Origin of the sequence: Alteribacter salitolerans, assembly GCF_016901055.1 — a bacterium.
In the GTDB taxonomy this organism is placed as follows: Bacteria; Bacillota; Bacilli; order Bacillales; family Salisediminibacteriaceae; genus Alteribacter; species Alteribacter keqinensis.
Genome location: NZ_JAFEUX010000002.1, coordinates 146,599 through 160,507 on the forward strand (window position 1 = coordinate 146,599; position 13,909 = coordinate 160,507).

General features: G+C 48.3%; 16 protein-coding genes and 1 riboswitch. Of the genes, 13 read left to right on the plus strand and 3 right to left on the minus strand.

Annotated elements, in window-relative coordinates; all coding sequences use genetic code 11:
* Window positions 1-12 precede the first annotated feature (12 nt).
* From hpaD to JSY36_RS03880, 6 genes are all read left to right on the plus strand, one after another.
* Window positions 13-999, plus strand: coding sequence for a 3,4-dihydroxyphenylacetate 2,3-dioxygenase (gene hpaD / locus JSY36_RS03855; RefSeq protein WP_205165323.1), 987 nt, complete (start codon window positions 13-15; stop codon window positions 997-999).
* Between the two features lie 19 nt (window positions 1,000-1,018).
* Window positions 1,019-1,480, plus strand: coding sequence for a flavin reductase family protein (locus JSY36_RS03860; protein ID WP_205165324.1), 462 nt, complete (start codon window positions 1,019-1,021; stop codon window positions 1,478-1,480).
* Window positions 1,481-1,589: 109 nt separating this feature from the next.
* Window positions 1,590-1,964, plus strand: a complete 375-nt coding sequence (locus JSY36_RS03865; RefSeq protein WP_205165325.1) for a DoxX family protein — start codon at window positions 1,590-1,592, stop codon at window positions 1,962-1,964.
* 144 nt (window positions 1,965-2,108) lie between these two features.
* On the plus strand, window positions 2,109-2,765 hold the full coding sequence (locus tag JSY36_RS03870; protein ID WP_205165326.1) for a lytic transglycosylase domain-containing protein: 657 nt from the start codon (window positions 2,109-2,111) through the stop codon (window positions 2,763-2,765).
* 195 nt (window positions 2,766-2,960) lie between these two features.
* Entirely contained in the window at window positions 2,961-3,311 is a 351-nt protein-coding gene (locus tag JSY36_RS03875) for a YidH family protein (RefSeq protein ID WP_236784541.1), read from the plus strand.
* 485 nt (window positions 3,312-3,796) lie between these two features.
* Window positions 3,797-4,252, plus strand: coding sequence for an SRPBCC family protein (locus JSY36_RS03880; RefSeq protein WP_205165327.1), 456 nt, complete (start codon window positions 3,797-3,799; stop codon window positions 4,250-4,252).
* A gap of 25 nt (window positions 4,253-4,277) precedes the next feature.
* Here JSY36_RS03880 and JSY36_RS03885 read toward each other — a convergent pair whose 3' ends face one another.
* From JSY36_RS03885 to JSY36_RS03895, 3 genes are all read right to left on the minus strand, one after another.
* Complete coding sequence (locus JSY36_RS03885; RefSeq protein ID WP_205165328.1) at window positions 4,278-4,667, minus strand: 5-carboxymethyl-2-hydroxymuconate Delta-isomerase; 390 nt, start codon at window positions 4,665-4,667, stop codon at window positions 4,278-4,280.
* Window positions 4,668-4,826: 159 nt separating this feature from the next.
* Window positions 4,827-5,579 carry a fumarylacetoacetate hydrolase family protein gene (locus JSY36_RS03890; RefSeq protein ID WP_205165329.1) on the minus strand — a complete coding sequence of 251 codons (753 nt, stop codon included), beginning with the start codon at window positions 5,577-5,579 and terminating at the stop codon, window positions 4,827-4,829.
* A 2-nt stretch (window positions 5,580-5,581) separates the two neighbouring features.
* A complete protein-coding gene (locus JSY36_RS03895; protein WP_205165330.1) occupies window positions 5,582-6,373 on the minus strand; it encodes a fumarylacetoacetate hydrolase family protein in 792 nt (263 codons plus the stop codon).
* Window positions 6,374-6,520: 147 nt separating this feature from the next.
* On the opposite strand from JSY36_RS03895, the gene JSY36_RS03900 reads away from it, so the two are divergent.
* From JSY36_RS03900 to JSY36_RS20615, 7 genes are all read left to right on the plus strand, one after another.
* Window positions 6,521-7,162 (plus strand): nitroreductase family protein, encoded by a 642-nt coding sequence (locus JSY36_RS03900; RefSeq protein ID WP_122900403.1) that lies wholly within the window; start codon window positions 6,521-6,523, stop codon window positions 7,160-7,162.
* A gap of 276 nt (window positions 7,163-7,438) precedes the next feature.
* The gene (locus JSY36_RS03905; RefSeq protein ID WP_205165331.1) at window positions 7,439-7,729 is read left to right on the plus strand and encodes a hypothetical protein; all 291 of its coding nucleotides are present in this window, start codon (window positions 7,439-7,441) and stop codon (window positions 7,727-7,729) included.
* Between the two features lie 251 nt (window positions 7,730-7,980).
* Window positions 7,981-8,715 carry a sulfite exporter TauE/SafE family protein gene (locus tag JSY36_RS03910; protein WP_122900413.1) on the plus strand — a complete coding sequence of 245 codons (735 nt, stop codon included), beginning with the start codon at window positions 7,981-7,983 and terminating at the stop codon, window positions 8,713-8,715.
* A gap of 184 nt (window positions 8,716-8,899) precedes the next feature.
* The gene (locus JSY36_RS03915; RefSeq protein ID WP_205165332.1) at window positions 8,900-9,877 is read left to right on the plus strand and encodes an AAA family ATPase; all 978 of its coding nucleotides are present in this window, start codon (window positions 8,900-8,902) and stop codon (window positions 9,875-9,877) included.
* Window positions 9,874-11,133, plus strand: a complete 1,260-nt coding sequence (locus JSY36_RS03920) for a DUF58 domain-containing protein (RefSeq protein WP_205165333.1) — start codon at window positions 9,874-9,876, stop codon at window positions 11,131-11,133. The genes JSY36_RS03915 and JSY36_RS03920 overlap by 4 nt, the downstream gene beginning before the upstream one ends.
* Window positions 11,117-13,357 (plus strand): DUF4129 domain-containing transglutaminase family protein, encoded by a 2,241-nt coding sequence (locus JSY36_RS03925; protein WP_205165334.1) that lies wholly within the window; start codon window positions 11,117-11,119, stop codon window positions 13,355-13,357. The genes JSY36_RS03920 and JSY36_RS03925 overlap by 17 nt, the downstream gene beginning before the upstream one ends.
* 58 nt (window positions 13,358-13,415) lie before the next feature.
* Window positions 13,416-13,517, plus strand: a riboswitch (purine riboswitch).
* Between the two features lie 247 nt (window positions 13,518-13,764).
* The gene (locus JSY36_RS20615) at window positions 13,765-13,890 is read left to right on the plus strand and encodes a hypothetical protein (RefSeq protein ID WP_272873251.1); all 126 of its coding nucleotides are present in this window, start codon (window positions 13,765-13,767) and stop codon (window positions 13,888-13,890) included.
* Window positions 13,891-13,909: the final 19 nt, after the last annotated feature.

The window sequence follows — 13,909 nt, forward strand, 5'->3', positions numbered from 1 at the left end:
GAGGCGCTGACAATGGACTTTAATATTATCCGGACAGGACGGGCGGTTTTGAATGTAAAAGATCTTGAGCGTTCCAAAGCGTTTTACGTGGATGCCCTTGGCTTTATTGAAACGGAATCTGACGACCGGCACGTTTACCTTCGTGGCCTTGAAGAACACAACCACCATTCGCTGCTTCTGAAAAAAGCAGAGGAGCCGTCAGTCGAAGTGATCGGCTACAAAGTTTACGACGATATGGATCTGGAGCGACTCGACCGCCTTTTTTCACAAAAAGGACTTGAAACCCGGTGGATGGAACGTGGAACTCAGCACGCAGTGGGGCGTACTCTCCGTGTGCAGGATGTGAGCGGGCTGCCTCTTGAGTTTTATGCGGAGATGGAGACGGTGGAGCGCATGCTTCAGCGCTATGATCTGTATAAGGGTGCGCGTGTGCAGCGGATTGATCATTTTAACTGTATGGTCCGTGACGTGGAAAAAGCGTATGAATTTTATACGAAAGAGCTGGGATTTGCCTGCTCGGAATATACTGCTGCTGAGGCTGAGAAAATCTGGGCAGCGTGGCTACACAGAAAGCCAAGCGTTCATGATGTGGCATTTATGAACGGGAATGGTCCCCGTCTGCATCATATCGGCTACTGGCTGAGTGATCAGATGAGTCTGATTCATGCGTGCGATGTTCTGGCAGCGATGGGGTATACGGAAAACATTGAGCGCGGGCCGGGGCGCCACGGGTTGTCCAATGCGTTTTTCCTTTATTTGCGGGATCCTGACGGTCACAGAATTGAGCTCTACAACGGGGATTACCTGACGAGCGACCCGGATTTCAAACCGGTCCGCTGGGATATTAACGACCCCCGCCGCCAGACGTTCTGGGGTCATGCGGCACCGGACAGCTGGTTTAATGAAGCGAGTGCGGTGCAGAATGTGCTGGCTCCAGAGAAGCTGATGGAGACAGGTGAGCCGACTCTTAAACAGCGAAAACCGACATTTGTGATTTAAAAAAGGAGGAGTCCGACCAATGGACGACCAGTTATTTAAGCGGGCAATGGGGAAATTTGCAACCGGTGTGACGGTTGTGACGACAGAGGTTGGAGAAAACGTTCACGGGATGACAGCGAATGCGTTCATGAGTGTTAGTCTTGACCCGAAGCTGATTGTCATTTCCGTTGCCAACAAAGCGATGATGAAGGGCTATCTGGATAACGCTGGTTCGTTTGCCATAAGCATGCTTGCCGACAACCAGGCTGATCTGAGTATGTATTTTGCCGGCCAGAAAAAAGATGACAAAAGCGTTGAGTTTGATGTGTTTGACAACATGCCTGTCCTTCACGGGGCGATTGCCACGATCACGTGTGATGTGCACAATACGCACCTGGAAGGAGATCACACTCTTTACATCGGGCGGGTACGGGATATCCGCGTTGATGACGAAGGAAAGCCTCTCGCGTACTTCTCAGGAAAGTATTACGACCTGGCATAATTGTAAAGGATCAAACCCGGCATCTGTAAAAAGGTGCCGGGTTTATTTATGGGTTTGTTTCCGCCGGGAAAGGGAACGTTTAGAGAGAAATAAGAAAGGTGGCAGATGTATGAAAAAGGTTTTGAGAGCACTGTATTCCGTGCTTCTCTTCACAGCAGGAGTTTTACATTTTGTACATGAACGCGGGTTTCGTAAAATCGTTCCCAAACAGCTTCCTTTCAGGAAGGCCATCGTCCTCATTTCAGGTGCACTGGAGATCGTGTTCGCCATTCTTCTCTGGGTAAAAAAAGGGCAGGAGATTACGGGCAAATTGCTGGCCCTGTTTATGGTCGCTGTATTCCCGGCCAATGTGTACATGGCAAAAAAGAAAATCTCCTTTACCCCTGGGAAACCTACCAGCCCGTGGATTCTGTGGCTGCGCCTTCCCCTGCAGATTCCCCTTATTATTGGAGCCTTAACGCTTGGGAGGAAAAAAGACGATTAGGCGCCGGAAGTAAATACCCACAGTGAATCCGTTACTTAAAAAGGTGCCGGGTCTTTTTTTGCATGTAAGATAAGTTACGTGAAGATGACTGCGGTTATCGTGTAAAATGAAACGAAGACGGAAGAGACGGGAGGTGTGGAATGGATGAGTCAGCGTAAGCCATACAGAAAACAACCAAAGAAACGTAAGAAAGGCGGCGGCTTTCCTGTCCCGCACAGCCTGAAGGTGTTCAGTGCCGTGCTGCTGATTGTTTTTCTCGTGATCGGTATCGCGGGCAGCATAGACTGGGATCAACATCTGCCTGAAGGAGGGGGAGATGAGGTTCCCCAGGAGTATCTGCCGATTTATAAAGCTGCTGAAGAGGAGTACGGGGTGCCGTGGAACCTTCTTGCAGCCATCCACCGTATGGAGACAATCTTTTCCACAATGGATCCCCTTTTATCGCCGGTTGGCGCTGAAGGTCATATGCAGTTCATGCCCTGTACGTGGACGGGCTGGTCCCATCCCACATGTGGAGGTCTTGGGGAAGGGGATATCCCTGAGGACGTGAAGACAGACCCTGAACAGATTGAAACCTACGGGGGTTATGGTGTTGATGCAACGGGAAACGGTGTTGCCGATCCTTTTGATATTGAAGATGCCATTTACTCAGCAGCAAACTATTTAGCCGCCAGCGGTGCTGCGGACGGGGAGTACGAAAGGGCGGTTTATGCCTATAACCGGGCTGATTGGTACGTGGAGGACGTCATTGCCTACGCCGACCGGTATGTAGCCGAAGAAGAGGAAGGTTCAGCAGAATAAAAAACATCTCAAAGCAACGGGGGCAATACAGCTCCGTTGCTTATTTTAACGGCTAAATTGAAAGCGAACAGAGAAAAGTATAGAAACGGGATGATCAAAAGGAAGCATCGTGCTATAATGGTTATATACCCATAGGGGTATAAATGGATTTTCAGGGAGTGAACAGATATAGAAAAAAATCCGGACTCCAAAACATTGGAATCACAATACATTCAGCAGCATCTGGCAAACGAACGGACGTTTCTTGCCTGGGTCAGGACTGCTCTTGCTCTAAAAGGCATCGGCTTTCTGGCTACCAGTCTTCATTTTACGACACTGATGCATGAACACTATTCCTATACGATGGCAATTACGATCAGCGTGGCTTCCTTTACAGCCGGACTTCTGATCATCAGCACGGCTCTCTATCTTTATTTACGGAACAGAAAGGCAATCAACGCCCAGCAGTTTACCTCATCCAGCGTGGCAATCGTTTCAACCAGTATTGTCGTCATTCTTGTTTTATTCCTTCTTTTAACGTACTTTTTGACATCTTCTACTCCATAATTTTTCTGATTGTATTGAAAGGCTTTATAAAAGGTCATTTTTGATCGCTGTTTTCGTATAAATTGTTGATCTTACAATGGTAACTTTAGCCGCGGTTTTCCTGCTTCTTCCTCTACTAGCGTATTGCTTCGAAGTGTCTGCGTCGAAGCAACTCGACGTTTATTCTTGATGTAAACGCTTGTCGCTGGAGTCGCCGCCATTGGCTCCATTCTTTATGTTGAAAAGCAACAATTTATTTGAAAACAGCTTTTTGATTTATACGAATTGATTGAAGTGAAAATAAACACCTAACTTAACTGAGCCTGTTTTAAAGAAAATGGACTTTTTCAGTGGCCTCGCTTTGCCTTTACAGGGTCCCGCCTGTCCCGCACTTCTACCGGGGTCTCGCGTATTCCGCTCAACTACGCACAATGTGTTGAGAAAGAAGAGGGAAAAAATATCCTTGCCGAAAAACGACAGCTTTACGGGGGAAAGGGAGAATAAACATGATTAAATGGAAAGAAGAGCGGCTGACTGATATCGAGACGGTCTGGACGCTGTTCTCAGATGAGCAGATTCAAAACATAATGCCAAAGGTGAAGGAACACACCCTTATCCATAAAGAAGACGGCGTTGTCGGATCGAAGTACAGGCAGAAATACGAGGAAGGCAAACGGGTGGAAACGTACACTGTCCATGTTCTCGGATATGAAGAAACAGCAGAGGGAAAATACCTGAAGCTCGGCTTCGTTCTGGCTAAAATGTTTGATATTACGTTTTCGTTTACTCTCATTAAAGCCGGGGAGTCACAAACGGTATTTATTTACGAGGGCAGGAACAAAGGGGTCAACTTTGCCGGCAGAACGTTGTTAAAGCTGGGTGGCGAAAAAAACAACAAAAAAGTAGTCGATGATTTCATGGACACGGTGGAGGCAGAGGCCTTAAAAAGTGCAGGGCAGTAAAAATAAGCAGCGGGTGCTCCGCTGCTTATTTTCTGTATCGTCCATGTATGTTATTTTTCTTCATCGTGCCGGCCTCGCTGAATTCCACGAGCTCAAGACTCAAAGCGAGGTAGCGGCGTTCGTAAACGTCTGCAAAATGGTCGGTTACCACTTCAAACACAGCTTCACTCGTGCCGGTCTTGTCCTTTTCTGATCGGCCGGCGCCGATTTTTACCGTTACGTGTACAAAGGCATCATTTTTATGGGTGCCGTCAGCAACGACGTAATCAGAGAGAGGGAGTGCACGGGAGCGGATCCCTCCGACTGGGAAGATATCCTGGTGGTCAACGAACACCTGATTGATTTTTCCGAGGAGGTGGTGAATGTCTGTCTCCTCTTTCAGATTATCGGTGTATTCTACGGTTATATGAGGCATCGGATCTCCTTTCTTTACGGTGGTGCAGGTGTATACCTTTTATGGCAGGTTCTGCTTTCCATCATCTACAATGACTGCGTCGATCGGCAGGTCACCCCGTTTTCCTGCTTCTTCTGCGAGGAGAAGGGATTCTTTTATAAAAGCCGTATAATCATGATTTTACTCACTTTTCAGCTCTCGTGTAATGGTATTTTTTAGACTGCCGAGGCCTTCAATCTCAGTCACAACTTCATCACCCACGGCTACATTAACTGTTCCTTTCGGTGTGCCTGTGAGGATCACGTCGCCCACACTCAGCGTCATGAAGCTGCTTAAATATTCGATGAGTTCGGGTATGCCGAAAATCATATTCGCTGTGGTGCCTTCCTGAGTAACTTCTCCATTTACAAACGTACGGAGTTTCAGGTTCATCGGGTCGGGAATGTCTTCGGCGTCTACAAACCAAGGGCCGATCGGTGTACAGTAATCCCGGTTTTTAACTCTGAGGTTTGGCCGGTAATAGTTTTCAAGATAATCACGAAACGCATAGTCGTTGGCGATCGTGTAGCCGGCAATGTATTCGTACGCTCCCTCTTTTTTCACGTTACGGGCCACTTTCCCAATTACAACGGCCAGTTCGCATTCGTAATGCATAAATGTAACGTCATCAGGACGTTCAGTTGCCCCGTTATGGCCGACGAATGTGTTTGGTCCTTTTAAAAAGACAAGGGGTTCCGTCGGGGCATTAAAGGCCAGTTCGCTTGCGTGATCAGCGTAATTCAACCCTAAAGCGAACGCGGTCTGCGGTTCAAAGGGCGGCAGCCACTGAACGGCTTCCTCATTTATGAGCCTGCCGTTGGCGAGGCGAAGCTTCCCGTCCAGGGGGGTGACGTCGTGTATGGCTCCTTGATAAACAACCCGGGCGCGTCTCATGGTTATCTTCCTCCTTTCACGGTCAATTCGTTCTCGTGCTTAACGGTGTTTTCCAAAAATCCGACACCGTCGATGTGAATCCGGACCTGGTCATTTGCTTTGATTAACGGAGCATCTTCGGGTACCCCAACAAGTAGGGTGTCCCCGGGATTTAACGTCATAAACGCGGTTGCGTCTTCAATGAGCTCAGCAATTGAGCGGATGAGATTTTCTGTTGTATTTTCAAGAACAAGCTTTCCGTTTACCCACGTCCGGATTGTCAGGTTGTCCGGAGAATCGAGGCTTCCCTGCTCTACAATCCACGGGCCGATCGGACAGAATCCGTCTCTTGCCCGATGTTTAACAGCCGGACGAAACACGCTTTCGTGAGGAACAGTAACATCATTTGCTACGGTGTAACCGGTTACAAAATGGAGGGCTTCTCCTTTTTTCACCCTGGAAGCCGTGCGGCCGATTACAACGCCGAGAGTAGGCCCTGCCTGAAGCTGGTCGATACCCTGAGGGAGAGGAATCGGCTGGTTGTGGCTTGTGAGGGTGTTTTTCGGCTTTATGTATAAGATTGGAGCTTGGGGCGGCTTTTTATAAGGGTCCTGATAAACGGCGTCGCCCATTTTCGCCAAAGCCCCTTTGAAGTTTAAAAGTGTGCCGTATACAGTTCCTGAAACGATTGTATCGTATTGAAGTTCCTCAATATTTCGCTGAACTCCTTCGTACTTGAGGCTGGCCTGAACCTGGTCAAAAGAAGCAACGAGTGCGTCACGCTGACCGGCAAGCTTGACTCTTACTTTTTGCATACTACCACTCCTTTAATTCTGAATGTTCACTCTATTAGTATAACACCCGTTGTGGAAAATTGGTAAAGTCGTCCTCTTTGAGCTCTGGCAGTGGTCTTGTTATACTGAAAAAATGAACGACCACACAGAAAAAGGAGATGACTAGATATGTCTATGACAGCACATCAGCAAGATCTGGGTCTTTTTCAAACCATAAATGAGCGTCACTCTGTACGAAACTACGATCCTGAAGTGAAAATCTCTGAGGAAGAGATTAACGAAATATTGGAAGCAGCAACAAAGGCTCCATCATCCTGGAACCTGCAGCACTGGAAGTTTCTCGTGATTGACGATGAGAAGAAAAAAGAAGAGCTCCTTCCGATTGCCTACAATCAGCAGCAGGTTGTGGACTCCTCAGCGGTGATTGCGATTCTTGGTGATCTTAAGGCAAACGAAAACGCAGAAGAGGTCTATCAGGGAGCCGTGGAGAACGGGTTCATGCCTGAACAGGTGAAGGATACCCTTGTGGGCCAGATCAACAATGCATACGAAGGGGATACGCCGTTTCCACGTGACGAGGCAGTTCTGAATGCGTCTCTTGCGTCCATGAATCTGATGCTCGCAGCGAAAGCAAAAGGCTACGACACGTGCCCAATGGGCGGCTTCCAGCGCGGGAAGTTCGTCGAGCAGTTTAACGTACCGGAGCGCTACGTACCAGTTATGCTTCTTACTGTTGGTAAAGCTGCTAAGCCCGCCCACCAGTCAGCCCGCTTTGAACTGGACCGTGTCGTTGTGAAAAATAGCTTCTAAATCTTTTTGAACAGCTCTCTGATGAGGGCTGTTTTTTTATTTTGTTGACGCTAAGTGGAGAATAGGAGGTGCTAAACGCAGTATAATTCCGGTAAAGTGTAGAATAGCCGCTGCTAAACGTAAAATAGCCGCATCTAACTGTAAAATAGCCACACCTAAACGTAAAATCACCTTGGCATGAAGAGGTGCTGCCTTGTCAACTGCCGCCTTATTTGTTTAAAAAACCTCCAACAGGGTATTTCCTAACTATCTACCCAAACCTGGAGGTGCACGAATATGGCACGACCTGTTGTAGCAGTGATGAATTCCATGGACCAAAAAGACGATGTGTTTAACGAGCTCATTAATGATAAAGGATACAGCGAAAACGATATTACGATTATCTCCAAAGAAGACGAAGAAGCGAAGCACTACACCCGCTACTTTGAACAGGGTGATTTTGTCGTAACCGTTGAAGTGGAAAAGGATATCGGCAAGCCTCACAAGCGGGATCCGGAAGAGCGGATGAAAGCAGATCCCCTCATCCAGACCCATCAGCCCCATCACCACATGAAGCGCGGTTTATAAAGTAAAAGAGAGTTTCAAAGAACGAAAGCAGACTGGCAGCGGCTTCTGTACTCTTTCAATGAAGGTCACTCAAAAGATCAAAATAGATCGGCAATGGCTACGCTCATTGCTTCGAGGTTGATCCAAAAGGTAAAAAACGCCCTTTTGGATCAACCTCTCTTTTTTTGTGGGATTCGATCCTGAATCCAACGAAACGTTCCCAACTGTAGTAAGATGTTCACTGTACTACATCCGGATTGGAGCGAATAGATGTGATTGTCGAACTTATTTTGCTGTTTCTTATTATCCTCGTTGGAGGCTTTGTCCAGGGGGCAAGCGGCTTCGGCCTTGGTCTCGTAGTTATGGGATTTCTGCCTCTTCTTCTTTCCATAAAAGAAAGTACTCTCCTTGTCATGGTGCTGCTTCTTGTAGCGTCATTGACGATTATGAGAAAAGTGTACAAGCATATTTTGCTTAAAGGACTGCTTATCGTCATCGTTTCTGCCATCGTTGGAAGAATCGGTGCTTATTATGTACTTACTACCTACGGTGAAATGGAAGTGCTCAAGCAGTGGCTCGGGTTCTTTTTAATCGCCATGGTCCTCTATCTGATCGTAACGAGCAAAACGAAGCCAAAGGAAACCTATCACCCGTTAATTCCGATTATCCTCGGTACCCTGGGCGGATTTGTAGGGGGAGTGTTTGCGGTCGGCGGCCCGTTTTTTGTGTTTTATTTCCTCATGGTGTACAGAGACAAACGCCATTACAATGCAAATCTGCAGGTGATCGTGATTGTCACGAGCGTCATGTCTCTTTCCCTGCACGGATTGAGCGGAGACTTCTATCCGGAATTTACACTTTATGTGATCGTCGGGGTTGCCAGTGCTTTAATCGGAACCCATCTTGGGATGAAGTGGTTTGAGAGACTACCAAGTAACGTGATCCGGACCTTTGCCATGATTCTTGTCTTCATGGCGGGAATCAATTTAATTATCTTTTCAGCGTAAACACATGAAAGAGACGGCTCAGTTGGGGAAAAACCCTGCTGTACCGTCTTTTTCTTTTATAATAGGATAAAATCTGGTAATTCAGGGTTGAATCCACGAATTTTCCCGGTACTCATGATATGATAGAACTAGATTATGTGTGAGGCAGAATATGTAGAAACAGATCGGATTGGGAGGAATCATAATGGAAAAGCGAGCACCTGAATCAGCGGTTTCACAGCCGTTTGCAGATAAAATTATCGAAAATGTGGAAAGAGTGGTTGTAGGTAAAAGGAAAGAGATTGAACTGAGTCTGATCGCCATGCTCAGCGGGGGGCATGTCCTGCTTGAAGACGTTCCCGGTGTCGGGAAAACGATGATGGTCCGGGCCATTGCCAAGTCACTTGGTGCAGAGTTCAAGCGGATTCAGTTTACCCCTGACCTTTTGCCGTCTGACGTAACCGGCGTATCCGTTTACAACCAGCAGACGATGGACTTTGTGTTCCGCAAAGGACCGATTATGTCCAATGTGGTGCTGGCCGATGAGATTAACCGTACATCACCGAAGACCCAGGCAGCCCTTCTTGAAGCCCTTGAAGAGGGAAGTGTCACAACGGACGGCATGACCCGTGAACTCGATAAGCCGTTTTTTGTTATGGCCACTCAGAATCCGATCGAATACGGAGGGACGTATCCTCTTCCGGAAGCCCAGCTTGACCGCTTCCTGTTCAAATTTAAAATTGGCTATCCAACAAAAGAGGAAGAGCTTGAAGTGCTTAACCGGGTAGAAAGAAAGCATCCGATCGATGAGCTCAAAGAGGTCCTCACGCTCGATGAACTTCTTGGAATGCAGAAAGAAGCGGTAAAAACGTATGTGGATGAGACGGTGAAATCGTATATTGTGAGCCTTGTGAATGCGACTCGTAAGCATCACGCTGTGCATCTGGGGGCCAGCCCCCGTGCTTCCATTGCCCTGATGAAAGCCGGTCAGGCCTATGCGTACATGCAAAACCGTGATTACGTGATACCTGATGACATTAAGTATCTGGCTCCGTATGCCCTGGGTCACCGTGTCCTTTTAAATTCGGTTGCGAAGCTGTCCAGCATGACGAACGATAAAGTTATTCGTGACATTATCGAGCAGGTAACGGTTCCTGTGAAAAAGGCAGCTGGGCGAAGATGAGCTACGTAAAGGCGGTTTACGAGGCTGTGAAAAGAGTCCTCAAACTCGTGCTCCTGTTCGCAGTAATTGCCGGTACGTTCAGCTACGCCATGTTTCAGGGAGGCTTTGTGTCCTGGTTTCTTTTTTATACGGTAGCCACTATTCTGACCGTCATGCTTTTGTATTTAGCTATCCCCCTCGGGGGCCTTGAAATGTCGCGGTCGACAGGTCAGGAAGCAGCTGTGGCAGGGTCCAAGCTCACCGTCGATGTAAAGATAAAGCGCAAGTGGCCATTTCCGTTTTTATATCTCGTAGTGGAAGATGTGATGGATGAGGGGCTGAAAAAACAGCTCGGGAACACACCAAAGATTATCTATTACCCGACGATCAAAAAAGAACTGACCTTTTCCTACACCATTCCTAAACTGAAGCGGGGCGAATATGCTTTTTACGGCATTCGCGTTGAGACGAGCGACATGTTCGGTCTGTTTAAAAAAGAGAGGTATGTGAAGGCCAAAGGAGAACTTCTTGTTTATCCCGATCATTACCACATTGAGGGATGGGACGCTTATGAGCGCCACGATACGGAAACACGCATGTCCACATCAGACTTTGTCGAAGACATGACCTCAGTGGCCGGTGCCCGGGAGTATGTGCCGGGTGATAAGCTTACGAGCATTGACTGGAAGGTGAGCGCAAGAACGAACAAGCTCATGACAAAGGAGTTTGAAGAATATATCGGCCAGAACTTTCTCGTGATGTTGAATGAACAGGTTTTTGATACGAAGGCGGACACGCTGGAGTCATTTGAAAAAGCGGTGGAACTCGTCACCTCCATCGTCATGTATTCCCAGCAAAAGCAACTTGATTACGGCCTCTGGACAATGGGAGAAGGAGTGGTCCGGTTTCCTCTCGACCGGGGGAGCGACCACCAGCAGATGATTGTTCATCACCTGGCCAAGGTGAAAGCCTCCCGTTACGGCCATTTTGAGGCCCGGTTAAAAGAAGCGGATGATCAGATTCCCCAGGGAGCGTCTTTGATTATCGTGACCACTCAGATTACGGATGAACTTCTTGAGCGTGTGAACGTTCTTACGGGGAGACGCGTACAGGTCTATGTCTGCCTGACGGTGACAACATCTGATCGAAGCCGCTGGGAAGAAAAGCGATTTTATGAGCTGAAACGCCAGGGAGCAGTCACATATATGGTGAAAGAAGGTCATTTTTTTGACTCACTTGAAACGGATGAAGGTGAACGCTATGAAACCATCAGTTAAAGAAACACATACATTTGTTCACTTTCTTGTGTATGCTCTCGGATTTCTCCTCATCTGGGAGTGGCTGAAGCCCATTCCGGTGGTCACAAACACAGGGGAAATTCACGTGTTTATTCTGTTTGCTCTGTTTGCTTTTCTCCTGACGTTTTTGAGAGTGCCTTACTATGCAACCGTACCTCTTCTCTTTCTCGGAAGCCTGTATGGGCTTCATACGATCTTTGGGGAGGGGAGCTTTCTTTCAAGGGAAGGCGGGGGCGAATCAGTCCGGTTTTTCTTTTCGGATGCCGCCCATAACCTCGGGCTGATTTTGAGCTGGGATTTGCAGGCGCTTACAGACCCGTTCCGGTCGTTTCTGTTCTTCCTCCTTCTCGGTCTCGTGGCCTATCTGATGTACTACTGGGTTTTTTATATTAAGAAGATCTTCTTCTTTTTGTTTATTACGATCGTTTATATTACCCTTCTAGATACGTTTACGCCCCTGGATGCGAGCATGGCCATCGTCCGGATTGTTGTGATCGGCTTTTTCCTCGTGACGATGCTTCATATGCTCACGGTTCAGGCGAAGGAAAAAGAGATCGGCCGGCGCTCTGCATCTTATATGTCGACAGCCTGGCTGTACACCCTTGTGGTGATGATTCTCACCGCAGCGTCAGTGGGCTATGCAGCACCTAAGTTTGAGCCTCAGTGGCGGGACCCTGTGCCTGCTTTTGAACGCTGGGTCACCGGCGAGTCCGGCGGAAGCGGGTCCGGTGTGCGCCGTGTCGGCTACGGGGACAATGATGAGCGTCTTGGGGGCGGTTTTATCCAGGATGACAATCCGGTTTTTTACGCCGATGTGGAACAGCCCGGCTACTGGCGTGGTGAGTCAAAGGATGAATACACCGGCCACGGGTGGGTCAGCTCCCCTCAGTACGAAGAGACTGCCTTGAATGAGGTGTCGTACTCCCTCTACACATCAAATGTAGCGACGGAAAGCTACACAGCCAGCCTTGAAATGGAGGACGGAGTCGGGTTTTCGAATCTTTTTTACCCGGGTCAGCTCACAGGTCTGAGTGTAAATGATGTGGCAAATGGAGACTCCCCGCAGTTTGAGACAGACAGTATCGGAGGACAGGTCCGGGCGGGGAACGATGTTCTTCTTCTTGACTACGAATTAACATATGAGTACCCGTCATTTACCATCAATACCCTGGAAGAATCCCCCGAAGACGGGGACGGGGCAGAGATAGAAAGGTACCTGCAGCTTCCTGATGATCTGCCGGACCGGGTCGGCGAACTGGCGGAGGAAATTACTGCTGAATATGATAACCGTTACGATAAAGCCGTTGCAGTAGAACAGTATTTTAACGCCAATGACTTCGTGTATGACACAACGGACATTCCTGTGCCGGAAGAAGGCGAGGATTATGTGGACCAGTTTTTATTTGAAACCCAGCGCGGGTATTGTGACAACTTCTCCACATCCATGGTCGTTATGCTCCGGGCTCTTGACATCCCTGCCCGCTGGGTAAAAGGCTTTACTGAAGGGGAGTCGGTGGACGCCCTGGAGGACGGCCGTGAACGTTATGAAATTACAAATGGCAACGCCCACTCATGGGTGGAAGTGTATTTCCCTGAAGTCGGCTGGGTACCGTTCGAGCCGACACAGGGGTTCAGCAACAACGTCGACTTCAGTGAAGAAACACCGGATGCAGATACCGGTGTGGAAGAAGAGGACGAAGACGGCAGTACAGAGGAGCCGGATATTCCCGAGCGGGATGATATGCTGTTCCCTGACGATGAGGACATTGACGAAGGCGGTGCAGGTGCCGGCGGAGAAACAGGAGGCGGACCATTTTCCTTTACTGCGGAAGAATGGATCTCGCCAAAAACGGTCTTAATTTCTCTTTTCGTTATGGTCCTTGTGATGGTGCTGTATGAAAAGAAACACCGGTTGTTGAACCGTTATTTCCTGTTTCATTATAAGCTCACAGGAAACGATCAGAATTTTACCACCGCCTATGAGCGTGCCCTCTGGCTGCTTGATAATGAAGGCATTCCTCTGTCAGAAGGGGAGACGCTCCGGGAATATGCAAAGCGTGTGGACCATATTACAGGTACGATGGCCATGGGACGCCTGACGGAGCGGTACGAGAAGATCTGCTACGGCGGCCGCACCACCGGAAACGAATGGGCTGAGGAGCGCAGATCCTGGGAAGAATTGGTGAATGCCCTCAAGTCTTGACCGGGACGCAGGACATTGGTAAAATGAATCCGTTCGAAATGAGTGTACTGTACGTGTGTAACAATAAATGAATATCCTTCGTATATCCTTAGGAATATGGCCTAAGAGTCTCTACCGGGTTGCCAATAACGACCTGACTATGAAGGCAGAATCTATGTTTTTTAATAAAACTGGAATTCTGCCTTTCTGTCTTTTCGTGATAGCAAGGGAGAGTTCTGGTTTTTTTATATAGTCAAGTCCTGCTGGTGTATAAAGGTCACAATGACTGTCTGTAAGGCTGTGTGCCATGCTTATGTTGGAAAGTTGTTGATTGTAGCGAATACGCGACACTCCTGCTTGAAAAGCGAGTTCCAGGGAGACCCCGCAAGCGTGCAACGCTGAGGATCGAGCCGCCCGCGGAAAGTGTAATGAGCGGAAATCAACATCCAGGTCTGCAGAAGTTTGCTGTAAAGGAAGCGATGCATCCGGCACCTCCGCGGAAAGCGAAGGGCATGGAGGCAGCATCAGCTCTTGCACATCAGCCGGCCCTGTAAATATGCTGAAAACCTAAGG

What these genes read in the sequence shown, in the direction of transcription:
- hpaD (WP_205165323.1), top strand. Translation starts at nt 13, where the DNA reads ATGGACTTTAATATTATCCGGACAGGACGGGCGGTTTTGAATGTAAAA.
- JSY36_RS03860 (WP_205165324.1), top strand. Translation starts at nt 1,019, where the DNA reads ATGGACGACCAGTTATTTAAGCGGGCAATGGGGAAATTTGCAACCGGT.
- JSY36_RS03865 (WP_205165325.1), top strand. Translation starts at nt 1,590, where the DNA reads ATGAAAAAGGTTTTGAGAGCACTGTATTCCGTGCTTCTCTTCACAGCA.
- JSY36_RS03870 (WP_205165326.1), top strand. Translation starts at nt 2,109, where the DNA reads ATGAGTCAGCGTAAGCCATACAGAAAACAACCAAAGAAACGTAAGAAA.
- JSY36_RS03880 (WP_205165327.1), top strand. Translation starts at nt 3,797, where the DNA reads ATGATTAAATGGAAAGAAGAGCGGCTGACTGATATCGAGACGGTCTGG.
- JSY36_RS03885 (WP_205165328.1), bottom strand. Translation starts at nt 4,667, where the DNA reads ATGCCTCATATAACCGTAGAATACACCGATAATCTGAAAGAGGAGACA.
- JSY36_RS03890 (WP_205165329.1), bottom strand. Translation starts at nt 5,579, where the DNA reads ATGAGACGCGCCCGGGTTGTTTATCAAGGAGCCATACACGACGTCACC.
- JSY36_RS03895 (WP_205165330.1), bottom strand. Translation starts at nt 6,373, where the DNA reads ATGCAAAAAGTAAGAGTCAAGCTTGCCGGTCAGCGTGACGCACTCGTT.
- JSY36_RS03900 (WP_122900403.1), top strand. Translation starts at nt 6,521, where the DNA reads ATGTCTATGACAGCACATCAGCAAGATCTGGGTCTTTTTCAAACCATA.
- JSY36_RS03905 (WP_205165331.1), top strand. Translation starts at nt 7,439, where the DNA reads ATGGCACGACCTGTTGTAGCAGTGATGAATTCCATGGACCAAAAAGAC.
- JSY36_RS03915 (WP_205165332.1), top strand. Translation starts at nt 8,900, where the DNA reads ATGGAAAAGCGAGCACCTGAATCAGCGGTTTCACAGCCGTTTGCAGAT.
- JSY36_RS03920 (WP_205165333.1), top strand. Translation starts at nt 9,874, where the DNA reads ATGAGCTACGTAAAGGCGGTTTACGAGGCTGTGAAAAGAGTCCTCAAA.
- JSY36_RS03925 (WP_205165334.1), top strand. Translation starts at nt 11,117, where the DNA reads ATGAAACCATCAGTTAAAGAAACACATACATTTGTTCACTTTCTTGTG.
- JSY36_RS20615 (WP_272873251.1), top strand. Translation starts at nt 13,765, where the DNA reads ATGAGCGGAAATCAACATCCAGGTCTGCAGAAGTTTGCTGTAAAGGAA.